The sequence below is a fragment of the Allolucifera butyrica genome (genome assembly GCF_900476375.1).
In the GTDB taxonomy this organism is placed as follows: domain Bacteria; phylum Bacillota; class Negativicutes; order Sporomusales; family UPPP01; genus Lucifera; species Lucifera butyrica.
In genome coordinates this window covers 1-21745 of record NZ_UPPP01000051.1, presented here as the reverse complement: position 1 = coordinate 21745, position 21745 = coordinate 1, and the positions used below count along the sequence as shown (strand labels likewise).

The following is a 21745-nucleotide window of genomic DNA, read 5'->3' as shown; positions in this document are numbered from 1 at the left end:
ACCATATGCCCGTCAACGGTATCCTATGCCGGAAATACAGGGCTGCCAACTCTAGCCAAATTGGGACAAGTAGGATAGAATAGAAGCATGAATAGAAACTAAAAGGAGGCATCTATGCGGTTTCACCGATTGATTATCTTGCTGGTGATTTTATTTTTTGCATCATTCTGGTGGGCCGGCGGCAATGCGATTTTACCTGCCGCGACTTCCTTCAAATCCGACCTTCCCCTGCAGCAAACTTTGACTGTTTCCGGGCATGCCGCCACGTTCGGCAGCCGCCTCTACCGGATTATTTTTTTTAAGAAAGCCGTAGCGGCTAAATTGGCGCCGGCTAAAAAAGATTATGTGCCGCTTAAAAATATTCCGCTGCCTCTCCAACAGGCCGTAATCGCCGTGGAAGACAACCGGTTTTACCATCATTTCGGCCTCGATATGGAAGGAATTTTCCGGGCCGCTCTAGTCAATCTGCAAACCGGCAGCGTTCTGGAAGGCGGCAGCACAATTACCCAGCAGCTGGTAAAAAATTTATTCCTCTCACAGGAACAAACGATGGGCCGAAAACTGGAGGAAGTGCTTCTGGCCTTAGATATGGAGCTGCATTATTCCAAAGACGAAATTTTGGAAATGTACTTAAACACCATCTATTTCGGGTCCAATGCTTATGGGATTGGTCCCGCTTCCCATATTTATTTTGCCAAACCGCCGTCATCTCTTAACCTGGCCGAGTGCGCTCTCCTGGCCGGCTTGCCGAATGCACCCTCTATATATTCTCCTTATGTCAATTATGCAGCGGCCAAACAGCGCCAAGCCGTCGTTCTTGCCGCCATGGTGCGCAATGGCTATATCGGACCCTCTTTGGCCCAGGAGGCCAGAGTTGCCCCTTTAAAACTGGCCCGGCAGTAAAAAGCAAGACCGCTTTAAAGCGGCTTGCGATTTTCACTTTTATTCCATTAACACTTTTAATATACTTTCACGATTATTAATAAATTGCTTAGTAATTCTATAATGTTCTGTATCTTCATATTCAATAGCTTCTATACCGTTATCTGATAATTGTAATATTTTTGCCCCGGGGTATGCCATAATAATTGGCGAATGCGTTGCAATAATAAATTGTGACTCATTCTCGACCAATTCATGGATTCTTGATAGTATCGCCATTTGACGCATTGGCGACAAGGCCGCTTCCGGTTCATCTAAAAGATAAAATCCCTTTCCCCTAAATTTATTCATCAAAGTTGCAAAAAAAGCTTCTCCATGGGACTTTAAATGCAGCGATCCCCCATAATAATCACTAACGCCATAATTATCTGCCTGAGTTGCCACATTATAAAAACTTTCTGCTCTTAAGAAATATCCATCATTCGGCTTTTTTACCCCTTTTATCAGGCGGATATATTCATACAAATTGGAATGAGTATCTTGTGTTGTAAATTTCATATCACGGGTTCCACCTTCCGGATTAAATCCCCATGCCACAGCAATCGCTTCCAATAAGGTTGATTTTCCTGCTCCATTTTCTCCAACAATAATCGTTACACAGGAATCAAATTCTAATTCGTCAAATTTGGAGAAAATCGGCAAGGAAAATGGATAAGATCTACTATTTTCCCCTATTTCATTCCGCAATAATTTTATTGCCCGTAAATATTGTCCTGTCATTGGCAAAACCAAAATAATTTTCCTCCTTGTCATAATTCCTTCGTCACTAGTTTGTCACCAGCAAATAAAATTCATATGTTTTTACATGTTCTTAACAAAGTAAAAACCCGTACAAACATTGAGTTTGTACGGGTTCGTTTTTTCCAAATTAACGTTTGGAGAACTGCGATGCTTTCCGGGCTTTTTTAAGACCGTATTTGCGGCGTTCCTTTTCTCGCGGGTCGCGGGTCAAAAGACCGGCTTTCTTTAAGGAAGGACGATATTCCGCATCCACCTTCAAGAGAGCGCGGGCGATGCCATGACGGATTGCGCCGGCCTGACCGGACGGACCGCCACCTTCCACTTTTGCCAGAACATCATATTTGCCAAGAGTCTCCGTCACATTCAGCGGTTGTTTAATGATCAGTTCCAGAGTTTTCAATCCGAAATAATCAAGCAGCTGACGGTTATTGACAACAATATTACCTTCTCCCGGAACCAGACGAACTCTGGCAACCGAGGTTTTTCTACGGCCTGTGCCATAGTAGCTAACCAATGCCATTCTATGTTCCTCCTTTCCGGTGATTATCTCACATCAATTTCCAATTTTTCCGGTTGCTGCGCAGCATGCGGATGCTCTGCACCACGGTATACTTTCAGCTTGCGGTACATTTGGCGGCCCAGCGTATTCTTGGGCAACATGCCTTTAATTGCCAGTTCCAGCACTCGTTCCGGCTTTTCAGCCAGCATTTTGCCGGCCGTTGTAAAAGTAGTTCCGCCGGGATAGCCGGAATGACGGAAATAGGTTTTTTGAATCAGTTTTTTACCGGTCAAAACAACCTTATCGGCGTTAACGATGATTACATGATCACCCGTATCCACATGCGGTGTAAAAATCGGTTTATTTTTACCACGCAGAATTTTAGCGGCTTCGGCAGCCAAACGTCCCAGCGTTTTGCCTTCTGCGTCGATAACATACCACTTGCGCTCTATATCGGCAGCTTTTGCCATATATGTGGTTTTCATCATATCCCTCCTTGTCTCACAGCGTACATGATCCAGTTGGTCGATTTTGTTGTCCTTGAGCTCCGGGGCTAATGGAATTCATGGCACAAATCTCATAAAGTAATTGTAATAAACTGGCTTGTCAATGTCAAGGATTAATCCTTATAAATGAAACTTTTTTTAATAAAATATCCGTTGAAGAAAAAGTCCCTGCGGCGGAGCGGTCATACCGGCAGCATTCCGGTCTTTGGCGGCCAGGATAGCAGCAAAGTCATCCACCGTAATTTTGCCTGTTCCTACATCAATCAGTGTGCCCACTAAATTGCGAACCATGTGATATAAAAAGCCGGTGCCCCAAAACATAATCTCAATCATACTCCCATTGTTCCGGCACGCTGCGTCCAGGATCGTCCGCACCGGATTCACCGGCGCACTGCCCGCCGCTCTAAAAGCGGAAAAGTCATGGGTGCCTTTCACCTGGGAAACAACGCGGTCCATAGTGTCGACACAGAGCGGCCGGGTAATGTGCCAGGCATAATTGCGCAGGAAGGGATCCGCTATTGGACCGGTATAAATTTTATATTGATAAATCTTGCTTTTAGCATTGTAGCGCGCGTGGAAATCTGCGTCGACTTCCTCGGCCGAACAAACAACAATGTCTCGCGGCAGCAATCCTTGTGCCGCTGCCGGAATCCGCTCCACGGGAATCGACCCGCCGGTATAAAAGTTGACTACTTGGCCGTAGGCATGCACGCCAGCATCGGTCCGGGCGGCTCCGGTCAAGGTTATTTTATGGCCGAAAATCCTCGCCAAGCGCTCCTCCACTACCTGCTGAACAGTCAGTGCATTGGCTTGCCGCTGAAATCCGTGATAAGCCGTGCCATCATAGGCCAAAATCAGTTTCAGGTTTTTCATGGCTCAGCAATACCGCCCCTCCTTGTCAGCCGCCATAGCGTAAATACCCCAGCAGGCCGATTATGAGAATCAGGGTGAATGCGGCAAGCCAATCCCGGCCGGCAAGCTGCAGTTCTTTCATCCGCGTCCGGTTTTCACCGCCCCGGTAGCAGCGGGCTTCCATTGCCGTAGCCAGTTCGTCGGCCCGGCGAAACGCGCTGATAAACAGGGGGACCAATAGAGGCACCATATTTTTGGCGCGCTTAAAAATGTTGCCCGAGCCGAAATCGGCGCCCCGGGCCATCTGCGCCTTCATAATGCGGTCTGTTTCCTCCAGCAGAGTGGGGATGAATCGCAGGGCAATAGTCATCATCATAGCCAGTTCATGCGCCGGCAGCCCAAAGCGCCGGAAAGGATTCAGCAGTTGCTCAATCCCGTCGGTCAGGGCAATGGGTGACGTGGTAAAGGTCAGCAGAGAGGAAACGACAATCAGCAGTACCAGCCTGAAGGCCATTAATAACCCCTGCCGAATTCCCTCCATCGTTGCAATCAACGGTCCGAATGTGTAAACTATTTTCCCCGGGGTCATAAAAATATGAATGCCTAAGGTCAACAGAATAATAAACCACAGCGGCCGTATAGACCGGAGAACAAACCGGAACGGAATCCTGGAAACCAGCGTGATTAAAACTACATATCCGGCTAAAAGCCCATAGGCAAGGTACCGTTCCGCCAGAAAAATACTGCTGATAAAAAGAATGGTGGCAATAATCTTAGTACGGGGATCCAGCCGGTGAACAAAGGAATTGCCGGGAAAATACTGCCCCAGCGTAATATCCGTCAGCATGCGGCTCCCCTCCCCAAAGCCTGCAGAATCTCCCTGGCCGCTTGTTCCGGGGTGGCAGCCCGGTTCGCTACGGCAAGGCCTTTCTGCTTTAATTTAGTCAATAGTCTGGTCACTTGCGGCATGGCGACGCCGCATTCAGTCAAAACATCGGCATAGTTCTGAAAAATAAAGAGCGGTTCCCCGTCAAGCCGGACAGAACCCTGGTGCATGACGATCAGGCGGTTGGCCATCCGGGCGATGTCCTCCATGTTATGGGAAACAAGAATCACCGTGATTCCTGCGCTTTGGTACAATTGTAAAATCTGACTGAAAATTTCCTCCCGCCCCCGCGGGTCCAATCCGGCCGACGGCTCGTCCAGCACCAGATATTCCGGTTCCAGAGCAATAACTCCCGCAATGGCCACCCGCCGCATTTGTCCCCCGCTTAAATGAAAAGGCGAGCGTTTGCTAAACAGTTCAAAATCCAGCTTGACAAATTCCATAGCCCGCTTTACCCTGTCGGTCACAACGTCTTCCGGACAACCGAGGTTCCGGGGACCGAAAGCAATGTCCTCAAACACAGTTTCTTCAAACAATTGATGCTCCGGATATTGGAACACCATGCCGACTTTACGGCGGATATTCTTGGCAGCAGCGTCCTTGCCCTGGAGGCTGACGCCTTCCACCGTCACTTCCCCCGCCGTTGGTTTCAGCAATCCGTTCAAGTGCTGAACCAGCGTCGATTTGCCGGAGCCCGTATGACCAATAATGCCAACAAATTCTCCCTGGCTGATTTCCAGATTGATCCCCTTTAAAGCCACTTTTTCAAACGGCGTTCCCGGCATATAAGTATAGGTAACATTTTTAAGTACTATGGACATAGAGCCACCACCAATTCCTCATCGGTAATAATGGAATCGGGCAGTTTGAGCCCATTCTGCCGCAGATAGTAGCCAACCTCGGCACTGACCGGAACATCGAGCCCCAGACTTTTCAAATAGGCTACCTGGCTGAAAATAGTAACCGGCGTTCCTTGCATAATAATTTTGCCGCCCTCCATTACAATCACCCGGTCGGCGGCCAGGGCTTCTTCCATAAAATGAGTAATGTAAATGACCGTAATTCCCTGCTCCTGATTCAGTCTTTTGACAGCCTGCAGCACTTCCAGCCGTCCCTGCGGGTCGAGCATGGCCGTTGGCTCGTCAAGCACCAGGCATTCAGACTGCATAGCTAATACACCGGCGATGGCGATCCGCTGTTTTTGTCCCCCCGATAAAAGATGGGGCGCGTGATGCCGGTAGGCTTCCATATCCACAGCCGCCAGCGCTTCGCTTACCCGCTTTTGAATAGCAGCCGGCTCAATGCCAAGGTTTTCCGGACCAAAGGCCACATCCTCCTCGACAACCGCTGCTACGATCTGATTGTCGGGATTTTGAAATACCATTCCCACTGTCTGCCGGACCGCCCACAGATTTTCTATTACCGCCGTGTCATGGCCCTTAATATGACAGGTTCCCGACGTAGGCAGCAGCAGGGCGTTTAAGTGTTTGGCCAGCGTTGATTTGCCGGAGCCGTTGGCGCCGATTACAGCGACAAATTCGCCCTTGGCAACCGACAGGTTTATATGGTCAAGTGCCACGACTTGATTTCCTTCATAACTTGTATAAGCATGACACAGATCTTCCATTTTTATAAATTCCTGCATATTGTTACCTCTTTTTATCCTGCTTTTCGCAGGCCTCCGTCACTCGATAAGAATTCTCCTGAGAGATCAAGCAGATGCCAAAATACAGCAAGGGCGACCAACTTATGCAGGTCGCCCCCTTCACTTCCGTTACACTAATTCCAATATTGCCATCGGTGCAGCATCGCCGCGGCGCGGACCCAGTTTCATAATCCGCGTGTATCCGCCGTTGCGGTCAGCATACTTGGGTGCAATCGTGTCAAACAGTTTTTTCGTGACTTCTTCATCCATGAGGTATGATAAAACCTGACGGCGTGCATGCAAATCTCCCCGTTTAGCCAGGGTAACCATTTTATCAGCCAGACCACTGATTTCCTTTGCCTTAGCCTCCGTAGTTTCAATACGCTCGTATTCAAAGAAGGAAGTTAAGATACTGCGAAATAGCGCTTTCCGCGCGCTACTGTCACGTCCTAACTTTCTGTAGGCCATACGTCTTCCCCCCTCTTACTCCTCAATTTCGGCCAGTGATAACCCTAATTCAATCAGTTTTTTCTTCACTTCTTCCAATGACTTGCGGCCGAGGTTGCGTACCTTCATCATGTCTTCCTCGGTTTTCTGAACCAGCTCTGCTACCGTATTGATTCCGGCCCGTTTTAAGCAGTTATAGGAACGTACCGACAGATCCAGGTCTTCAATGGTCATTTCCATCGTTTTGGCGGTACCGTCTTCAGGCTGTTCGGCAAAAGTGCCTTCTGTGCCTTCTTCCTCAACCGGCGTACCGGCCATATTCTGGAACAGCTTCAAATGAGCCACCATAATGCCGGCCGCCTTGCTAACCGCCTCTTCCGGGCGGACACTGCCATCCGTCCAGACCTCCAAGGTAAGCTTATCATAGTCTGTTACATTCCCTACCCGGGTATCGGTAACAGCATAGTTTACTTTTACGACCGGTGAAAAAATGGAATCAACCGGAATGACGCCGATGGTATGGTCGGACTTTTTATTTTTGTCGGCCGGCACATAACCACGGCCACGTTCCACGGTGATTTCCATTTTTAACGAACCGCCGGTACCGACGGTCGCTAGGTGCAGTTCGGGATTCAAAACCTCTACATCGGGGCTAACGATAATATCCCCTGCCGTGACTTCAGCCTCTCCCAGAGCCTCTATTCGCAAGACTTTCGGTTCGTCACTGTGCATTTTCAGACACAGTTCTTTTAAATTCAAAATTACGTCGGTTACGTCTTCCCGAACACCTGGAATAGTAGAAAACTCATGAAGCACACCGTCAATTTTGACGGAGGTAACAGCGGCTCCGGAAAGAGAAGACAACAGCACGCGCCGCAGGCTGTTACCCAGGGTTATGCCATATCCTCTCTCCAACGGTTCCCAAACAAATTTTCCATACCGGTTGTCTTCACTGATTTCCACTATCTCAATCTTCGGTTTTTCGATTTCGATCATCCGGAAAAACCCTCCTCATTTGCGAAACTCCTAAGTCACGCCATCTCCACGGTTGAGGGTACATTATCTCGAGTACAATTCAATAATTAAATGCTCTTGGATCGGAATGTCAATTTCCTCCCTGGTGGGGTAGCGTACCACTTTACCGTTCATGTCCTGCGCTGACATTTCCAGCCAGGCCGGAGTGGTTTTCTGACTAAGGCCTTCTGCAATTTCTTTAATCAGCGGTGATTCTTTGCTGGACTCAGGAACTTGAATTACGTCACCCGCTTTGATCAGGTACGACGGAATGTTGACTTTACGGCCATTCACCGTAAAATGGCCATGGCGAACCAATTGTCTTGCCTGAGTCCGGCTGTTGGCAAACCCCAGACGGTACACGACATTATCCAGGCGTCTCTCCAAGAGTACCAGCAAGTTCTCACCGGTAACGCCCTTTTGGCGCTCAGCCTTGTCAAAATAGGCCCGGAACTGGCGTTCCAAAACACCGTAAATACGGCGGGCTTTCTGTTTTTCCCGCAATTGGATACCATATTCCGAAACTTTTTTACGGCCCTGGCCGTGTTGGCCAGGAGCATAGCCGCGTTTACTAAACGCGCATTTATCACTATAGCATCTGTCGCCTTTGAGGTAGAGCTTGACTCCTTCCCGGCGGCACTGTCTGCAAACAGGTCCTATATATCTCGCCATTTACGTGTAACACCTCCCGAAATCTTATACTCTTCTGCGCTTAGGCGGACGGCAACCATTATGAGGAATGGGAGTCACATCTTTGATCATATTGACCTCCAAACCGGCTGCCTGCAATGAGCGGATGGCAGCTTCCCGGCCAGCCCCCGGTCCTTTAACAAATACCTCAATTTCTTTCAGACCATGTTCCATAGCCGCTTTAGCAGCTTGTTCCGCTGCCATTTGGGCCGCGAAAGGCGTACTTTTTCTTGAACCTCTAAAACCCATTCCCCCGGCACTTGCCCAGGAAAGAGCATTTCCCTTCGTGTCGGTAATGGTGACGATTGTGTTATTAAACGTGGAGCGAATATGAGCTACCCCATGTTCTATATTTTTACGTTCTTTCCGTTTCGGTCTTACAGCTTTTTTTGTAGCCAAGCGTTATCCCTCCTTTACTACTTTTTCCGTTTGGCGCCAACCGTTTTCTTCGGTCCTTTACGGCTACGGGCATTGGTTTTGGTACGTTGACCACGAACCGGCAAACCCATACGATGCCGTCTGCCCCGATAGGAGCCGATTTCGATCAGCCGTTTGATATTTAAGGATTCTTCCCGGCGAAGGTCTCCTTCCACCTTGTAACTTTTATCAATAATTTCACGCAGCTTGGAGACTTCTTCTTCTGTTAAATCACGAGTCCGCGTATCAGGATTGATACCGGTCGCAGCCAGTATTTCCTTCGAAAGCGTAAGACCAATACCATAGATATATGTCAACGCAATTTCGATTCGTTTATCGCGTGGTAAATCCACACCGGCAATACGTGCCATCTAATCATCCACCCCCTAACCTTGTTTTTGTTTATGTTTGGGATTTTCGCAAATCACCATTACATGTCCTTTGCGTTTAATAACCTTACATTTTTCACATATGGGCTTAACCGACGGTCTTACCTTCATACTGAAAACCTCCTTCTCACGGGTCCGAAAACGACCGGACCTCGAGCATGCTATTTGAAACGGTAAGTGATACGGCCGCGCTTTAAATCATAAGGCGTAAGCTCCACAGTCACTTTGTCGCCAGGCAATATACGAATAAAATTCATACGAATTTTACCGGAAACATGCGCCAAAACGATATGTCCATTTTCCAGTTTTACCTGAAACATAGCATTGGGCAGCGCTTCCACAACCGTACCCTCAACTTCAATCACGTCTTGCTTGGACACGGGATCTCCCTCCTCGTCCGCTCTCACAAATTATCAAATGTGCCAATGGCACGGGACCGTACTTTCATAGTTTGGTCAGGATTTCCGGCCCTTCGGGCGTAATAACGATGGTATGTTCAAAATGGGCTGACCGTTTCCCGTCAGTTGTGACTACCGTCCACCCATCGTCCAACGTCCGTACTTCATGAGTGCCCATGTTAATCATTGGTTCAATCGCTAATGTCATCCCCGATTTCAAACGTGGGCCACGGCCAGGGGGACCATAGTTCGGCACCTGCGGGTCTTCATGCATGTTTCTGCCGATACCATGGCCTACGAAATCACGTACTACGCCATAATTATATTTCTCGGCGTGAGTCTGAATCGCATGCGAGATATCGCTAAGGCGGTTGCCCAATACAGCCTGCTCGATTCCTTGGTACAGTGATTCTTCCGTCACATCCAGAAGGTGCTGTACTTCGGCATCTACTTCACCAACCGGTACGGTAATGGCGGCGTCCCCATTATAACCATTAATTACCGCCCCAATGTCAATACTAACATTATCTCCAGTTTTTAACTTTCTTAACCCGGGAATCCCGTGTACCACTTCTTCGTTCACGGACGCACAGATGTTACCGGGAAAACCGTGGTACCCCTTAAAAGCCGGAATTGCCCCACAGCTTTCAATATATTCTTCGGCGACCCGGTCCAGTTCCAGTGTCGTAACATCCGGCTTGACAGCCTTTTTTACTTCCTGCAGCGCTTTGGTGACAATATGTCCGGCATCACGCAAGTAGTTAATCTCCCTCGCGGATTTTAATATGATCATTCCGCTTCGCCTCGCAGGCTGGAAACAATAGCAGCAAATACAGTATCAATCGGCTGGCGTCCGTCAACTTCAGTATAGAGCCCCTTATCCTGATAGTACTCAATTAAAGGCCGGGTCTGCGAAGTATATACCGTAAGACGTTTCGTCACCGTTTCTTCCCGGTCGTCATCGCGCTGATACAACTCACCGCCGCATTCATCACACTTACCTTCCGTTGCCGGAGAATTGAACTGTATATGATAAGTAGCACCGCAGCCTTTACAGATGCGTCGTCCTGTTATCCGGCTGACAAGATCGCCGGACGGTACCGTGATGTTAACGACCCGGTCAACTTTGATCTCCAGTTCATTTAATGTATGGTCCAAGGCATTTGCCTGTTCTATGGTGCGGGGGAATCCATCCAGAATGAACCCGTTTTGGCAATCCGGCTTGGCTAACCGTTCTTTCACAATACCAATTGTTACGCTGTCCGGTACCAGTTGTCCCGCGTCCATGCATTTTTTGGCTTGCTTGCCGAGCTCCGTGCCTTCTTTTACAGCAGCCCGGAACATATCTCCCGTTGAGATATGGGGAATTTGAAACTGCTCCACCAGTTTGGCCGCCTGGGTACCCTTTCCGGCGCCGGGCGGTCCCATTAGCAGAATATGCATCATGGATACCTCCTTACTTCATGAAGCCTTGATAGTGCCGCATTAGTACCAGCGCTTCAATCTGCTTCATTGTATCAAGGGCCACACCGACTACGATCAGAAGAGCCGTTCCGCCGAAATAAACACCCTGAATATTGGTAAACCAAACAACAAAGTTCGGCAATATTGCAATTAAAGCCAGAAAGATAGATCCGGCAAGGGTAATTCGGGTCATAACGCGATCCAAATAGTCAGCGGTCGGTTTACCCGGGCGCAGTCCTGGAATGAAACCACCGTATTTTTTCATGTTCTCTGCCATATCCGATATGTTCATGGTAACCGCAGTATAGAAATACGTGAAGAAGATGATTAAGAGCGCATACAGAGAAGTCTGCAGCGGCGTCCCCCACGCAAACCATCCTGCCACTGTTTTTACCCAGGGAACATTAATAAACTGGGCAATGGTCACCGGAAACATGAGCACGGATGACGCAAAGATTATCGGAATAACACCCGCTTGATTGACTTTAAGCGGAATATGAGTGGAATGACCACCGTACATTTTGCGGCCAACAACACGTTTGGCATATTGCACTGGAATTTTGCGCTGTCCTTGTTGAATGGCAATTACAAACACAATCATGACTACCGCAATAATCGCAAAAAGCAATACGTTAAAAACACTAATGGTTCCTGCTGTTAAATATTGATAAATAACATACAAACCATTAGGCATCCGGGATACAATACCGGCAAAAATGATCAATGATATACCGTTGCCGATCCCTTTTTCCGTAATCTGTTCGCCTAACCACATGAGAAAAGTAGTCCCAGCCGTAAGAGTTAGAGCAATCAGCAGAATAGACCCGATCCCCGGATGAATAATCGCCGCGCGCAGGCCGAAAGCCATACCGATAGCCTGAATAAATCCGAGGACAACGGTACCGTAACGGGTAATCTGGGTGATTTTCTTCCGCCCTTCTTCGCCTTCCTTCGCCCATTGTTCAAACTTGGGCACAACGACCGTTAATAATTGCATGATAATCGATGCGTTGATGTAAGGCGTAATACTCATTGCAAACACTGAGAACTTACTTAAGGCTCCGCCGGAAAACAAGTCGAGTAGACCAAACAAGTTGCCGGTAGTAAATAGTTGTTCAATAACCTTGACATCCACACCCGGTACCGGGATGTGCGCCCCCGCTCTGAACACTAAAAACATAGTCAGCGTAAAAACGATCTTTTGCCTGAGCTCAGTAATCTTGAGTATGTTAGACAGGGCTGCAAGCACTTAGATCACCTCAACTTTTCCGCCGGCTGCCTCAATCTTTTCTACGGCCGACTTGGTGAATCCATTGGCTTTCACCGTCAATGCCTTTTCCAGGCTGCCATTGCCCAGAATACGCACTCCGTCACGAACATTTTTTACTACGCCGTATTCTACTAAAACCACGGGGTCAATCACTGTGCCGTTCTCGAAACGGTTCAGCACGGCCACATTCAGTTCTACATAATCTTTGCCAAATTTATTAAAGAATCCCCGTTTGGGCAATCTTCTGTAGATTGGCATCTGACCGCCTTCAAAGCCTGGCCGAACGCCGCCGCCAGCACGGGCATTCTGTCCTTTATGACCCTTACCGGCCGTTTTGCCAAGTCCCGACCCGAGTCCGCGTCCAACCCGCGTGCGTTCTCTCTTAGAACCGGGCGCCGGAGCTAATTCGTGCAATTTCATCAGTAGCACCTCCTTACTAGTCTTGTACTTCTATTACACTAACAAGATGTTCCACTTTACGGATCATTCCCCGAATCACCGCATTATCATCCTGCACAACCGAACTATTTGTTTTACCTAAGCCCAAAGCTTTTACCGTGGCGCGTTGGTCTTCCGGACGGCCAATAAGACTCCGGGTCAGGGTAATTTTGAGTTTTGCCATCGTGTTCCCTCCTTAGCCCAACAGTTCCTGAACGGTCTTACCGCGGAGTTCTGCCACTTTTTCTGCCCGCTTGAGCTGGTCTAACCCACTGATGGTCGCCCGTACCATATTGTTGGCATTAGAAGAACCAAGCGACTTGGTCAAAATGTCGTGAATTCCGGCAAGCTCCAATACCGCACGTGCCGGGCCGCCGGCAATAACTCCGGTACCTTCCGCAGCAGGCTTCAGAAGCACTTTACCGGCACCAAATTCGCCGATAATCTCATGTGGGATGGTAGTGCCTACCAATGGAACTTTGATTAAATTCTTTTTCGCGTCTTCCACACCTTTGCGAATTGCCTCCGGTACTTCGGCGGCTTTGCCAAGTCCTACGCCGACGTGACCGTTTTCGTCGCCAACAACTACCAGCGCGCTAAAAGAAAAACGCCGGCCGCCTTTTACGACTTTGGCAACCCTGTTTATGAAAACGACTTTCTCTTTAAGTTCAAGAGTTGAGTAGTCAATTCTGGCCATTTCGTTCCCTCCTTCTTTCTAGAATTCAAGCCCTGCTTCACGTGCGGCCTCAGCCAGCGCCGCAACTCTGCCGTGATAGATGTAACCGCCGCGGTCAAAAACCACTTTGCTGATTCCTTTTGCCGTTGCCCGTTTGGCAATGGCCGCCCCTACCAGTTTAGCCGCTTCAATATTACCGCCGTATTTTACACCGGCGCCAATTTCTTTATCCATCGTACTGGCTGCAACAAGCGTTTTTCCTGCCTGGTCGTCAATGATTTGAGCGTAAATATGATTTAGACTGCGAAAAACATTCAAGCGTGGTCTTTCGGCTGTGCCAGTCACGGTTTTCCGCACTCGTAAATGCCGTTTTTGACGGGACTTATTTTTTACCTCTTTACGAAGCAAGGTATTCACTCCTTTCCGTTAACATCCTACTTCTTACCTTTACCGCCTGCCTTACCGACTTTACGGCGGATCACTTCACCTTCGTACTTGATTCCCTTGCCTTTATAAGGTTCAGGCTCTCTATAACCGCGAATTTTCGCCGCCAATTCGCCAACAGCCTCTTTATCAATGCCGGAAACAACGATTCTATTCGGCGCCGGCACATCCAGCGTAATTCCTTTGGGTGGCTCCACTTCCACGGGGTGGGAAAAACCAAGCGTCAAATTGACTTTGGTGCCTGCCTTCGCTGCGCGATAGCCAACACCGGCAATTTCCAAAGTTTTGGAAAATCCTTTGGTTACCCCCGTTATCATGTTATCGATCAGTGTCCGGGTCAATCCGTGCAACGACCTATGTTCCTTGTTATCGGAAGGACGCTTAACCAGAATCGTATCGTTTTCTTTTTCAACAATCATATCTTTATGAATCATACGAGAAAGTTCGCCCTTGGGTCCTTTTACCGCCACCACATTGCCGCTAATAGTAACTGTTACGCCTTGCGGTACGGTAATCGGCATTCTACCAATTCTCGACATATTTCCACCTCCTGTTCTGAAAGACTACCAAACGTAGGCCAGCACTTCGCCGCCCAGCGCATCTCTGCGGGCTTGCTTATCCGTCATAATGCCCTTCGACGTGGATATAATCGCTATACCCAAACCACCTAAAACACGCGGCAATTGCTCTTTCTTAGCATATACACGCAAACCGGGCTTAGAAATCCGTTTGATGCCGGTAATTACTTTTTCACGATTTGCACCATATTTTAAACTAATCCGCAATATCCCCTGCTTGTTATCGGCAATCATCTCGAAATCTTTGATAAAGCCTTCATTTTTCAATATCTGAGCGACAGCCTGCTTCATTTTGGAGGCAGGAATCTCAACTTTATCATGATAAACCGAGTTGGCATTGCGAATACGGGTTAGCATATCAGCAATAGGATCGGTCATTACCATTTGAACATAACCCCCTTCCTGTTCATCTACCAGCTAGCTTTGGTGACCCCTGGAATGGCCCCTTTGTAGCTTAATTCTCGAAAACAAATCCGGCACATTTCAAACTTGCGCATATACCCATGGGGGCGACCGCAAATTTTGCAACGATTGTAACGGCGTACTTTAAATTTGGGTGCATGACTCCATTTTTCAATTAAAGCCTTTTTGGCCACAAGTGTCCCTCCTTTTTACGCACTAAAGGGCATACCCATTAATTTGAGCAGTTCCCGTGCTTCTTCATCCGTTTTGGCAGTCGTAACAATGATAATATCCATACCCCGGATTTTATCCACTTTATCGTACTCAATTTCCGGGAAAATCAACTGTTCTTTCACGCCCATCGTGTAATTACCCCGGCCATCAAAAGAGCGGGGACTCACGCCCCGGAAGTCACGTACCCGCGGCAGCGTAACATTAAGCAGTTTATCCAGAAACTCATACATCCGCTCACCACGCAGGGTAACTTTGGCCCCGATCGGCATACCTTCACGGATTTTAAAAGCAGCAATGGATTTTTTCGCCCGTGTTACTACCGGCTTTTGGCCGGCAATAAGGGTCATATCATTGACTGCTGCATCTAAAACTTTCGGATTGCCGACTGCTTCGCCCACGCCCATATTGAGAATGACTTTTTCCACTTTAGGAATTTCCATCACATTTTGATAGCCAAACTTTTCCATTAACGCTTTGGCTACATCATTATAATATTTATCTTTTAATCTGGCCACGTAGAGTTACCTCCTTTCCGCGAGATTACTTGTCTTTATCAATAAATTCACCGCATTTTTTACAAACACGCACCTTCGTTCCACTGGCCAGTGCTGTCTTTTGAATGCGGGTCGGTTTGTCACATTCCGGGCATACCAGCATAACCTTGGAGGATGCGAGAGGTGCTTCCTTTACCACAATGCCGCCTTGGGGCACTTTCTGACTTGCTTTGGTGTGGCGCTTAACTTTGTTTACACCTTCAACAACAACCTTCGCTTTTTTCGGCAATGCTTCTATGACTTTGCCTTTTTTGCCCTTGTCCTTGCCGGACAATACAACTACCGTATCGCCTTTTCTGACGTGTAGTTTCTTCGTCTCTGCCAATCCGGACACCCCCTTAAACTAGATTACTTCCGGTGCTAGCGAGATAATCTTCATAAAATCTTTTTCCCGCAATTCTCTCGCTACCGGACCAAAGATACGCGTGCCTCTGGGGCTTTTATCTTCTTTTATTACAACTGCGGCATTTTCATCAAAGCGGATATAGGAACCGTCTTGACGGCGCAGGCCTTTTTGCGAACGTACCACAACAGCCTTGACGACATCGCCTTTTTTCACTACTCCGCCAGGAGAAGCATCTTTCACTGCTGCAACAATCACGTCGCCGATATTGGCATATTTGCGGTAAGAACCGCCCAGTACCCGAATACACATGATTTGTTTCGCACCGGTATTATCAGCAACATTCAGTATGGTCTGTTGTTGAATCATCCTTATCCCTCCTTTACGATACTGGGAGTCACTTTATTTTGCTTTTTCAACAATTTCAACGACTCTCCAGCGTTTGTCTTTAGACAATGGACGAGTTTCCATAATTTTTACGGTATCCCCAATATGACTTTCGTTATTCTCGTCATGGGCTTTAAACTTCACAGTCTCTTTAACTGCTTTACCATACAGTGGATGTTGTACCAGGCGTTCCACAGCCACTACCACTGTTTTCTGCATTTTATCGCTGACCACTTTACCAATACGAATTTTACGCTCGTTTCTTTCGGTCACGTCCTATAGCCTCCTTCCCGTCACGCTTGATCGGCTTTCAGTTCACGCTCACGCTGGATGGTTTTAATGCGGGCGATGCTTTTTTTGACTTCGCGGATCCGCATCGGGTTTTCCAGTTGTCCGGTAGCAAGTTGAAATCTCAGGTTAAACAGCTCATCCTTGAGTCCGGCGACTTTCTGTTCGAGCTCTGCTGCACTTAATTCACGAACATCTTTAACCTTCATCTACTTCACCACCCACTTCTTGCTCATTGACTGTTTCTTCCCGTTTGACAAACCTCGTTTTAATAGGAAGTTTGTGCGCCGCCAAACGCATGGCTTCACGCGCCACTTCTTCCGGAACGCCGGCCAGTTCAAACATAACCCGGCCCGGCTTTACAACAGCAACCCAATACTCCGGCGATCCTTTGCCGCTACCCATACGGGTTTCAGCGGGTTTCGCAGTAATCGGCTTATCGGGAAATATTTTAATCCAAACTTGGCCGCCCCGTTTGATAAAACGCGTCATCGCAATACGGGCTGCTTCGATTTGACGGTTGGTAATCCAAGCCGGCTCCAGCGCCGCCAGTCCGTATTCGCCATGAGCCACTTTATTGCCGCGGTTTGCCTTACCCTTCATACGGCCGCGAAATTGTTTCCGGTGCTTTACTCTTTTCGGAATCAGCATTATTTCTCGCTCCCTTCGGTAACGGCAGCGGTCTTTTTAGCTTCCGGCAGAACCTCACCTTTATATATCCACACCTTTACGCCAATACGGCCGTAGGTCGTGTGGGCTTCGGCAGTACCATAATCAATGTCGGCCCGCAGTGTATGCAAGGGAATACTCCCTTCTCTGTATCCCTCCGACCGGGCTATTTCCGCTCCGCCCAAGCGGCCGCCAACCATTACTTTAATTCCCTTTGCGCCCATACGCATAGTCCGGGTTACAGACTGTTTCATGGCACGACGGAATGCAATCCGCTTTTCCAACTGCGCGGCAATGTTCTCCGCCACTAAGGTGGCATTGAGTTCCGGCTGTTTCACTTCCGCAATGCTTACATCAATCTGTTTATCAGTCAGTTTTTTCAAACCTCTTTTAATTTCTTCGATGCCGGAGCCGCCACGACCGATCACCATGCCGGGCTTCGCCGTGGAAATCGTCACTTTGATCCGGTTAGCCGCCCGTTCAATTTCAATCCGGGAGATTCCGGTTGCAAAGAGCTTTTCTTTCAAATACTTACGGATTTTGATATCCTCATGTAAATTTGCAGCATAATCTTTATCGGCATACCACTTAGCATCCCAAGTTTTAATGATACCGAGACGAAGACCATGCGGATTAACTTTTTGACCCACTACAATTTCCCTCCTTTGCCTTTCGCTCGTTATCTTTCGTCAACGACAACCGTTACGTGACTGGTCCGTTTCAAAATTTTGAATGCCTGACCACGGGAGCGCGGATGAATACGCTTCAGGGTCGGGCCTTGATCAACGTAAGCAGCAGCAACATACAATTTATCGGAGTTCATATCATAATTGTGCTCGGCATTGGCGACAGCCGACTTGAGCACCTTTTCCACGACTTCACTCCCTATTTTAGGGGTGTGTTTTAAAATCGCAAACGCTTCTCCCACGCTTTTACCACGGATTAGATCAATTACAATCCGGATTTTGCGGGGCGCAATGCGAACATGCGTGGCAATTGCCTTAGCTTCCATTCGTAACCCCCCTCTCGATACTATTTAAGTGATGTCGACCGTTCAGTATGCGAACCGTGACCTTTGAAAGTCCGGGTCACGGCAAATTCGCCCAGTTTATGTCCAACCATGTCTTCCGTAATATAAACCGGTACATGTTTGCGTCCATCATGCACGGCAATGGTATGTCCCACAAAGGACGGAAGGATGGTAGAACTGCGCGACCAGGTCTTAATAACCTTTTTATCGTTCTTTTCATTCATGGCATCAATCTTTTTCAACAGACTTTCATGAACGTAAGGTCCTTTTTTTATGGATCTGGACACTTGATTAGCCTCCCTTCTCTAGCCGGTTATTTCGTCCGTCTTTTTACAATCATCTTATCTGAAGATTTATTGCGGCGGGTCTTCGCTCCCATCGCATGTTTGCCCCAAGGTGTGACCGGATGCTTCCGACCGACAGGCGAACGTCCTTCACCACCGCCATGCGGATGGTCAATCGGGTTCATGGCTACACCGCGGTTGGCAGGACGAATACCCATCCAGCGGGAACGACCGGCTTTACCAATAGAGATATTTTCATGTTCCAGATTACCTACCTGGCCGATTGTTGCTTTACAGTTAACATGTACCTTGCGGAGCTCGCCCGATGGCAGCCGCAGGAGTGCATAGTCGCCTTCCTTAGCCATCAATTGAGCACCGGCACCGGCTGAACGGACTAATTGACCGCCTTTGCCGATTTTCAGTTCAATATTATGGAGCATGGTACCTACCGGAATCTTGAGGATCGGCAGTGCGTTGCCCACTTTAATATCGGCCTCGGGACCGCTCATGATAACATCACCGACATTTAATCCGTTCGGTGCCAAAATATAACGCTTTTCCCCGTCTACATAGTGGAGCAGAGCAATACGGGCCGAACGGTTGGGGTCGTATTCGATGGTTGCAACCTTGGCCGGAACATTGTCCTTATTCCGTTTGAAATCAATAATTCTATAAAGACGTTTATGGCCGCCGCCTTGATGCCTAACGGTCAGGCGCCCCTGCTGATTACGTCCGGCATGTTTCTGTAAGCGTTCAACAAGCGAACGTTCCGGCCGGTCCGCCGTAATATCGGAAAAGTCGGCCACAGTCATGAACCGTCTTCCCGGAGCATAGGGTTTAAAACTTTTTACAGGCATTGGTGTCCCTCCTTTTCTTGAAGCCTACGATTATACACCTTCAAAGAATTCAATACGCTCGCCGGGAGCCAACTTCACAATGGCTTTTTTATAGTCCGGGCGCTTGCCTTCGAAGCGACCCATCCGTTTGGTTTTCCCCATTACCCGGATGGTGTTTACCGCCAAAACTTTTACTTTGAAGATTTGTTCCACAGCTTGGCGAATTTCCACTTTATTGGCTTTCGGCGCTACAACAAAGGTATATTTATTTTCTTGCATCAGACTGGTAGCTTTTTCGGTAATTAGCGGGCGGATCAATACATCACGCGGATTCACTGCCATTACGCCAGCACCTCCTCAATCCGGGCAACCGCATCTTTGGTAACAAACACTTTATCATGATACAAAATGTCGTATACATTCAGCCCTAAATTGTCGATCGTCTTTACGCCCGGAATATTACGCGCCGATTTTTTCAGATTGTCGTCCACATTGGCAACCACAATAAGGTTCTTATTATCAGTCGACTGGAGATTATCCAGCATTTTTACCACATTTTTCGTCTTCGGTTCGGCGAACTGAACGTCTTCCAGTACTACCAAATTTCCATTTTGCACTTTGGCTGTCAGCGCCGATTTAATTGCCAGCCGGCGAGCTTTACGCGGCATGGTAAAGGCATAACTGCGGGGTTGAGGACCAAATACGGTGCCACCGCCCACCCATAACGGGGAACGAATGCTACCGGACCGGGCCCGGCCGGTACCTTTTTGTTTCCATGGTTTTCTGCCGCCACCGCGTACCAGGCCTCTGGTTTTGGTAGCCGCTGTGCCCAACCGCTGGTTGGCCAGTTGCATAACAACCGCCTGATGCACCAAAGCGTCATTAATTTCTACGCCAAATACATTATCGTTTAACTCGATATCACCGGTTTGTGCGCCGTTAATATCATATACTGCTACTTTAGGCATATAACACGTCCTCCTTTCGATGTTCGAAGTTTACCGCCCGAACACACGGCTCTATTTTCCCGGTTTAACCGTATTCCGAATGACAACATAGCTGCCTTTGGGTCCGGGAATAGCACCTTTGATCAAAATCAGGTTGCGGGCTGCATCCACTCTGGCGATGCTCAGACGCTGCACAGTAACTTTATGCCCACCCATTCGACCAGGGAGTTTTTTTCCTTTAAATACTTTACCGCCGCCGCCACTCATTCTGGGTCCTATAGAACCAGGTTCGCGATGTGATTTGGAACCGTGAGCCATCGGTCCGCGTTTAAAATTGTGACGCTTAATTCCGCCGGCAAAGCCTTTTCCTTTTGCGGTGCCGGTTACGTCAACTACTTCGCCGTCGCTGAAAACATCCGGTCCGACCACTTGACCGACCGTATAATCAGATGCTCCGGGCAGGCGCATTTCGCGGATAAATTTAACAGGTTTCACGCCGGCTTTTGCAAAATGCCCTTTCATCGGCTTGGTCACTTTTTTATCTTTAACAGTGCCTACACCCAATTGCACTGCGTTATAGCCATCATTTTCAACGGTTCGATTCAGCAGGACAACACATTGTCCCGCTTCCACCACAGTAACAGGAAGCAATTTCCCTTCCGGTGTAAAGATTTGCGTCATACCCAGTTTTTTTCCTAAAATTCCTTTAGCCATTATTGCACCTCCTCCTACAGCTTGATCTCTATGTCCACACCAGCCGGAAGATCAAGACGCATCAAGGCGTCCACCGTCTTCGGGGTCGGCTCCAGGATGTCAATAAGACGTTTATGAGTGCGCATTTCGAATTGTTCCCGGGAGTCTTTATTGACATGGGGTGAACGTAGAATCGTGAAAATATTCTTCTCGGTGGGAAGTGGAATAGGGCCGGAAACCATTGCTCCGGTTCTTTTGGCAGTTTCAACAATTTTAACGGCGCTTTGGTCAAGCGCTTTGTGGTCATACGCTTTGAGGCGAATTCTGATTTTTTGCTGTTTGGCCATTGTGTTTCCTCCTTATCGCCCAGTTTCTCTGAACGGACATTCTCCGCGGAAATTTCCCCTTCTTAACAAAGGCAACCTTCCGCGTCATCGCTTGCGGCCGAATCCCCATCCGGCCTAAAAACCCTGGCAAGGGGCGACCCATTAGGCCGCCCATACCAGATTAAAACCTATTCTACGCATTGATAGCGGTTACAACACCGGCGCCAACCGTACGGCCGCCTTCGCGGATAGCAAAACGCAGGCCCTCTTCAATGGCAATCGGCGTAATCAGTTCGATTGCCATCTGAATGTTGTCGCCAGGCATTACCATTTCTACTCCCTCCGGCAGCGTTACCACTCCGGTCACGTCCGTCGTCCGGAAGTAGAACTGCGGACGGTATCCATTGAAGAACGGCGTATGACGGCCTCCTTCTTCCTTCGACAGTACGTATACTT

40 protein-coding genes are annotated in these 21745 nt (G+C 48.3%); 1 reads left to right on the top strand and 39 read right to left on the bottom strand.

The genetic code is table 11. The annotated features are described in order from the left end of the window. Positions 1 to 114 precede the first annotated feature (114 nt). A complete protein-coding gene (locus tag LUCIF_RS00380) occupies positions 115 to 903 on the top strand; it encodes a transglycosylase domain-containing protein (RefSeq protein WP_122625895.1) in 789 nt (262 codons plus the stop codon). Positions 904 to 942: 39 nt separating this feature from the next. On the opposite strand, the gene LUCIF_RS00375 is transcribed toward LUCIF_RS00380, so the two are convergent. From LUCIF_RS00375 to LUCIF_RS00185, 39 genes are all read right to left on the bottom strand, one after another. Further along, positions 943 to 1674 carry an AAA family ATPase gene (locus LUCIF_RS00375; protein ID WP_243638619.1) on the bottom strand — a complete coding sequence of 244 codons (732 nt, stop codon included), beginning with the start codon at positions 1672 to 1674 and terminating at the stop codon, positions 943 to 945. 136 nt (positions 1675 to 1810) lie between these two features. Further along, a complete protein-coding gene (rpsI, locus tag LUCIF_RS00370; RefSeq protein ID WP_122625894.1) occupies positions 1811 to 2203 on the bottom strand; it encodes a 30S ribosomal protein S9 in 393 nt (130 codons plus the stop codon). 23 nt (positions 2204 to 2226) lie between these two features. Next, a complete protein-coding gene (gene rplM / locus LUCIF_RS00365) occupies positions 2227 to 2667 on the bottom strand; it encodes a 50S ribosomal protein L13 (RefSeq protein WP_122625893.1) in 441 nt (146 codons plus the stop codon). Positions 2668 to 2826: 159 nt separating this feature from the next. Continuing rightward, on the bottom strand, positions 2827 to 3561 hold the full coding sequence (gene truA, locus LUCIF_RS00360) for a tRNA pseudouridine(38-40) synthase TruA (protein WP_122625892.1): 735 nt from the start codon (positions 3559 to 3561) through the stop codon (positions 2827 to 2829). Positions 3562 to 3586: 25 nt separating this feature from the next. Further along, on the bottom strand, positions 3587 to 4387 hold the full coding sequence (locus LUCIF_RS00355; RefSeq protein ID WP_122625891.1) for an energy-coupling factor transporter transmembrane component T family protein: 801 nt from the start codon (positions 4385 to 4387) through the stop codon (positions 3587 to 3589). Next, entirely contained in the window at positions 4381 to 5247 is an 867-nt protein-coding gene (locus tag LUCIF_RS00350) for an energy-coupling factor transporter ATPase (RefSeq protein ID WP_122625890.1), read from the bottom strand. Before LUCIF_RS00350 ends, LUCIF_RS00355 begins: the two co-directional genes overlap by 7 nt. Further along, complete coding sequence (locus LUCIF_RS00345; RefSeq protein ID WP_122625889.1) at positions 5238 to 6071, bottom strand: energy-coupling factor transporter ATPase; 834 nt, start codon at positions 6069 to 6071, stop codon at positions 5238 to 5240. Before LUCIF_RS00345 ends, LUCIF_RS00350 begins: the two co-directional genes overlap by 10 nt. 129 nt (positions 6072 to 6200) lie before the next feature. Then, complete coding sequence (rplQ, locus tag LUCIF_RS00340; protein WP_122625888.1) at positions 6201 to 6539, bottom strand: 50S ribosomal protein L17; 339 nt, start codon at positions 6537 to 6539, stop codon at positions 6201 to 6203. A gap of 15 nt (positions 6540 to 6554) precedes the next feature. Further along, positions 6555 to 7514 carry a DNA-directed RNA polymerase subunit alpha gene (locus LUCIF_RS00335; RefSeq protein ID WP_122625887.1) on the bottom strand — a complete coding sequence of 320 codons (960 nt, stop codon included), beginning with the start codon at positions 7512 to 7514 and terminating at the stop codon, positions 6555 to 6557. Positions 7515 to 7577: 63 nt separating this feature from the next. After that, positions 7578 to 8204, bottom strand: a complete 627-nt coding sequence (gene rpsD / locus LUCIF_RS00330; protein ID WP_122625886.1) for a 30S ribosomal protein S4 — start codon at positions 8202 to 8204, stop codon at positions 7578 to 7580. Between the two features lie 24 nt (positions 8205 to 8228). Then, on the bottom strand, positions 8229 to 8621 hold the full coding sequence (rpsK, locus tag LUCIF_RS00325) for a 30S ribosomal protein S11 (RefSeq protein WP_122625885.1): 393 nt from the start codon (positions 8619 to 8621) through the stop codon (positions 8229 to 8231). Between the two features lie 17 nt (positions 8622 to 8638). After that, the gene (gene rpsM, locus LUCIF_RS00320) at positions 8639 to 9010 is read right to left on the bottom strand and encodes a 30S ribosomal protein S13 (protein ID WP_122625884.1); all 372 of its coding nucleotides are present in this window, start codon (positions 9008 to 9010) and stop codon (positions 8639 to 8641) included. 15 nt (positions 9011 to 9025) lie between these two features. Then, the gene (gene rpmJ, locus LUCIF_RS00315; protein WP_004092858.1) at positions 9026 to 9139 is read right to left on the bottom strand and encodes a 50S ribosomal protein L36; all 114 of its coding nucleotides are present in this window, start codon (positions 9137 to 9139) and stop codon (positions 9026 to 9028) included. Between the two features lie 50 nt (positions 9140 to 9189). Continuing rightward, entirely contained in the window at positions 9190 to 9408 is a 219-nt protein-coding gene (gene infA, locus LUCIF_RS00310) for a translation initiation factor IF-1 (RefSeq protein WP_091748077.1), read from the bottom strand. A gap of 64 nt (positions 9409 to 9472) precedes the next feature. Continuing rightward, positions 9473 to 10219 carry a type I methionyl aminopeptidase gene (gene map, locus LUCIF_RS00305; RefSeq protein ID WP_122625883.1) on the bottom strand — a complete coding sequence of 249 codons (747 nt, stop codon included), beginning with the start codon at positions 10217 to 10219 and terminating at the stop codon, positions 9473 to 9475. Next, entirely contained in the window at positions 10216 to 10869 is a 654-nt protein-coding gene (locus LUCIF_RS00300) for an adenylate kinase (RefSeq protein WP_122625882.1), read from the bottom strand. Before LUCIF_RS00300 ends, map begins: the two co-directional genes overlap by 4 nt. 13 nt (positions 10870 to 10882) lie before the next feature. Beyond that, a complete protein-coding gene (secY, locus tag LUCIF_RS00295) occupies positions 10883 to 12139 on the bottom strand; it encodes a preprotein translocase subunit SecY (RefSeq protein WP_122625881.1) in 1257 nt (418 codons plus the stop codon). Then, positions 12140 to 12580 (bottom strand): 50S ribosomal protein L15, encoded by a 441-nt coding sequence (gene rplO, locus LUCIF_RS00290; RefSeq protein WP_122625880.1) that lies wholly within the window; start codon positions 12578 to 12580, stop codon positions 12140 to 12142. A 16-nt stretch (positions 12581 to 12596) separates the two neighbouring features. Next, on the bottom strand, positions 12597 to 12782 hold the full coding sequence (gene rpmD / locus LUCIF_RS00285) for a 50S ribosomal protein L30 (RefSeq protein WP_122625879.1): 186 nt from the start codon (positions 12780 to 12782) through the stop codon (positions 12597 to 12599). A gap of 12 nt (positions 12783 to 12794) precedes the next feature. Further along, positions 12795 to 13295: a 30S ribosomal protein S5 gene (gene rpsE, locus LUCIF_RS00280; RefSeq protein ID WP_122625878.1), complete on the bottom strand. Its 501-nt coding sequence runs from the start codon at positions 13293 to 13295 to the stop codon at positions 12795 to 12797. A gap of 18 nt (positions 13296 to 13313) precedes the next feature. Further along, positions 13314 to 13691, bottom strand: coding sequence for a 50S ribosomal protein L18 (gene rplR, locus LUCIF_RS00275; protein ID WP_442404338.1), 378 nt, complete (start codon positions 13689 to 13691; stop codon positions 13314 to 13316). 17 nt (positions 13692 to 13708) lie between these two features. Then, positions 13709 to 14257, bottom strand: a complete 549-nt coding sequence (rplF, locus tag LUCIF_RS00270; protein ID WP_122625876.1) for a 50S ribosomal protein L6 — start codon at positions 14255 to 14257, stop codon at positions 13709 to 13711. A 24-nt stretch (positions 14258 to 14281) separates the two neighbouring features. Beyond that, on the bottom strand, positions 14282 to 14680 hold the full coding sequence (rpsH, locus tag LUCIF_RS00265) for a 30S ribosomal protein S8 (RefSeq protein WP_122625875.1): 399 nt from the start codon (positions 14678 to 14680) through the stop codon (positions 14282 to 14284). 26 nt (positions 14681 to 14706) lie between these two features. Next, entirely contained in the window at positions 14707 to 14892 is a 186-nt protein-coding gene (locus tag LUCIF_RS00260) for a type Z 30S ribosomal protein S14 (RefSeq protein WP_122625874.1), read from the bottom strand. 15 nt (positions 14893 to 14907) lie between these two features. Then, positions 14908 to 15447, bottom strand: a complete 540-nt coding sequence (gene rplE / locus LUCIF_RS00255) for a 50S ribosomal protein L5 (protein WP_122625873.1) — start codon at positions 15445 to 15447, stop codon at positions 14908 to 14910. A gap of 25 nt (positions 15448 to 15472) precedes the next feature. After that, positions 15473 to 15811: a 50S ribosomal protein L24 gene (rplX, locus tag LUCIF_RS00250; protein WP_122625872.1), complete on the bottom strand. Its 339-nt coding sequence runs from the start codon at positions 15809 to 15811 to the stop codon at positions 15473 to 15475. An 18-nt stretch (positions 15812 to 15829) separates the two neighbouring features. Then, complete coding sequence (rplN, locus tag LUCIF_RS00245; protein ID WP_122625871.1) at positions 15830 to 16198, bottom strand: 50S ribosomal protein L14; 369 nt, start codon at positions 16196 to 16198, stop codon at positions 15830 to 15832. 33 nt (positions 16199 to 16231) lie between these two features. Further along, positions 16232 to 16489 (bottom strand): 30S ribosomal protein S17, encoded by a 258-nt coding sequence (gene rpsQ, locus LUCIF_RS00240; protein ID WP_122625870.1) that lies wholly within the window; start codon positions 16487 to 16489, stop codon positions 16232 to 16234. Positions 16490 to 16509: 20 nt separating this feature from the next. Further along, on the bottom strand, positions 16510 to 16713 hold the full coding sequence (rpmC, locus tag LUCIF_RS00235; RefSeq protein WP_122625869.1) for a 50S ribosomal protein L29: 204 nt from the start codon (positions 16711 to 16713) through the stop codon (positions 16510 to 16512). Continuing rightward, positions 16703 to 17155, bottom strand: a complete 453-nt coding sequence (gene rplP / locus LUCIF_RS00230) for a 50S ribosomal protein L16 (protein ID WP_122625868.1) — start codon at positions 17153 to 17155, stop codon at positions 16703 to 16705. Before rplP ends, rpmC begins: the two co-directional genes overlap by 11 nt. Then, complete coding sequence (gene rpsC / locus LUCIF_RS00225) at positions 17155 to 17823, bottom strand: 30S ribosomal protein S3 (RefSeq protein ID WP_122625867.1); 669 nt, start codon at positions 17821 to 17823, stop codon at positions 17155 to 17157. The genes rplP and rpsC overlap by 1 nt, the downstream gene beginning before the upstream one ends. Positions 17824 to 17852: 29 nt before the next feature. Next, entirely contained in the window at positions 17853 to 18185 is a 333-nt protein-coding gene (gene rplV / locus LUCIF_RS00220) for a 50S ribosomal protein L22 (RefSeq protein ID WP_122625866.1), read from the bottom strand. Positions 18186 to 18205: 20 nt separating this feature from the next. After that, on the bottom strand, positions 18206 to 18490 hold the full coding sequence (rpsS, locus tag LUCIF_RS00215; RefSeq protein WP_122625865.1) for a 30S ribosomal protein S19: 285 nt from the start codon (positions 18488 to 18490) through the stop codon (positions 18206 to 18208). Positions 18491 to 18516: 26 nt separating this feature from the next. Further along, entirely contained in the window at positions 18517 to 19344 is an 828-nt protein-coding gene (gene rplB, locus LUCIF_RS00210; RefSeq protein WP_122625864.1) for a 50S ribosomal protein L2, read from the bottom strand. Positions 19345 to 19374: 30 nt separating this feature from the next. Next, on the bottom strand, positions 19375 to 19659 hold the full coding sequence (gene rplW, locus LUCIF_RS00205; RefSeq protein WP_122625996.1) for a 50S ribosomal protein L23: 285 nt from the start codon (positions 19657 to 19659) through the stop codon (positions 19375 to 19377). A 5-nt stretch (positions 19660 to 19664) separates the two neighbouring features. Continuing rightward, entirely contained in the window at positions 19665 to 20291 is a 627-nt protein-coding gene (gene rplD / locus LUCIF_RS00200; protein WP_122625863.1) for a 50S ribosomal protein L4, read from the bottom strand. A gap of 51 nt (positions 20292 to 20342) precedes the next feature. Next, a complete protein-coding gene (gene rplC, locus LUCIF_RS00195) occupies positions 20343 to 20984 on the bottom strand; it encodes a 50S ribosomal protein L3 (RefSeq protein ID WP_122625862.1) in 642 nt (213 codons plus the stop codon). A gap of 14 nt (positions 20985 to 20998) precedes the next feature. After that, the gene (gene rpsJ / locus LUCIF_RS00190) at positions 20999 to 21310 is read right to left on the bottom strand and encodes a 30S ribosomal protein S10 (RefSeq protein ID WP_093796591.1); all 312 of its coding nucleotides are present in this window, start codon (positions 21308 to 21310) and stop codon (positions 20999 to 21001) included. Positions 21311 to 21482: 172 nt separating this feature from the next. Beyond that, on the bottom strand, positions 21483 to 21745 hold a 263-nt coding region (locus LUCIF_RS00185), incomplete at its 5' end, for an EF-Tu C-terminal domain-related protein (RefSeq protein WP_503100500.1).

Bases quoted from the DNA above. Each gene is read 5' to 3' on its own strand.
- LUCIF_RS00380 (WP_122625895.1), top strand. From the start codon at position 115: ATGCGGTTTCACCGATTGATTATCTTGCTGGTGATTTTATTTTTTGCA.
- rpsI (WP_122625894.1), bottom strand. From the start codon at position 2,203: ATGGCATTGGTTAGCTACTATGGCACAGGCCGTAGAAAAACCTCGGTT.
- rplM (WP_122625893.1), bottom strand. From the start codon at position 2,667: ATGAAAACCACATATATGGCAAAAGCTGCCGATATAGAGCGCAAGTGG.
- truA (WP_122625892.1), bottom strand. From the start codon at position 3,561: ATGAAAAACCTGAAACTGATTTTGGCCTATGATGGCACGGCTTATCAC.
- LUCIF_RS00355 (WP_122625891.1), bottom strand. From the start codon at position 4,387: ATGCTGACGGATATTACGCTGGGGCAGTATTTTCCCGGCAATTCCTTT.
- LUCIF_RS00350 (WP_122625890.1), bottom strand. From the start codon at position 5,247: ATGTCCATAGTACTTAAAAATGTTACCTATACTTATATGCCGGGAACG.
- LUCIF_RS00345 (WP_122625889.1), bottom strand. From the start codon at position 6,071: ATGCAGGAATTTATAAAAATGGAAGATCTGTGTCATGCTTATACAAGT.
- rplQ (WP_122625888.1), bottom strand. From the start codon at position 6,539: ATGGCCTACAGAAAGTTAGGACGTGACAGTAGCGCGCGGAAAGCGCTA.
- LUCIF_RS00335 (WP_122625887.1), bottom strand. From the start codon at position 7,514: ATGATCGAAATCGAAAAACCGAAGATTGAGATAGTGGAAATCAGTGAA.
- rpsD (WP_122625886.1), bottom strand. From the start codon at position 8,204: ATGGCGAGATATATAGGACCTGTTTGCAGACAGTGCCGCCGGGAAGGA.
- rpsM (WP_122625884.1), bottom strand. From the start codon at position 9,010: ATGGCACGTATTGCCGGTGTGGATTTACCACGCGATAAACGAATCGAA.
- rpmJ (WP_004092858.1), bottom strand. From the start codon at position 9,139: ATGAAGGTAAGACCGTCGGTTAAGCCCATATGTGAAAAATGTAAGGTT.
- map (WP_122625883.1), bottom strand. From the start codon at position 10,219: ATGATCATATTAAAATCCGCGAGGGAGATTAACTACTTGCGTGATGCC.
- LUCIF_RS00300 (WP_122625882.1), bottom strand. From the start codon at position 10,869: ATGCATATTCTGCTAATGGGACCGCCCGGCGCCGGAAAGGGTACCCAG.
- rplO (WP_122625880.1), bottom strand. From the start codon at position 12,580: ATGAAATTGCACGAATTAGCTCCGGCGCCCGGTTCTAAGAGAGAACGC.
- rpmD (WP_122625879.1), bottom strand. From the start codon at position 12,782: ATGGCAAAACTCAAAATTACCCTGACCCGGAGTCTTATTGGCCGTCCG.
- rpsE (WP_122625878.1), bottom strand. From the start codon at position 13,295: ATGGCCAGAATTGACTACTCAACTCTTGAACTTAAAGAGAAAGTCGTT.
- rplF (WP_122625876.1), bottom strand. From the start codon at position 14,257: ATGTCGAGAATTGGTAGAATGCCGATTACCGTACCGCAAGGCGTAACA.
- rpsH (WP_122625875.1), bottom strand. From the start codon at position 14,680: ATGGTAATGACCGATCCTATTGCTGATATGCTAACCCGTATTCGCAAT.
- rplN (WP_122625871.1), bottom strand. From the start codon at position 16,198: ATGATTCAACAACAGACCATACTGAATGTTGCTGATAATACCGGTGCG.
- rpmC (WP_122625869.1), bottom strand. From the start codon at position 16,713: ATGAAGGTTAAAGATGTTCGTGAATTAAGTGCAGCAGAGCTCGAACAG.
- rplP (WP_122625868.1), bottom strand. From the start codon at position 17,155: ATGCTGATTCCGAAAAGAGTAAAGCACCGGAAACAATTTCGCGGCCGT.
- rplV (WP_122625866.1), bottom strand. From the start codon at position 18,185: ATGGAAGCTAAGGCAATTGCCACGCATGTTCGCATTGCGCCCCGCAAA.
- rplB (WP_122625864.1), bottom strand. From the start codon at position 19,344: ATGCCTGTAAAAAGTTTTAAACCCTATGCTCCGGGAAGACGGTTCATG.
- rplD (WP_122625863.1), bottom strand. From the start codon at position 20,291: ATGCCTAAAGTAGCAGTATATGATATTAACGGCGCACAAACCGGTGAT.
- rplC (WP_122625862.1), bottom strand. From the start codon at position 20,984: ATGGCTAAAGGAATTTTAGGAAAAAAACTGGGTATGACGCAAATCTTT.
- rpsJ (WP_093796591.1), bottom strand. From the start codon at position 21,310: ATGGCCAAACAGCAAAAAATCAGAATTCGCCTCAAAGCGTATGACCAC.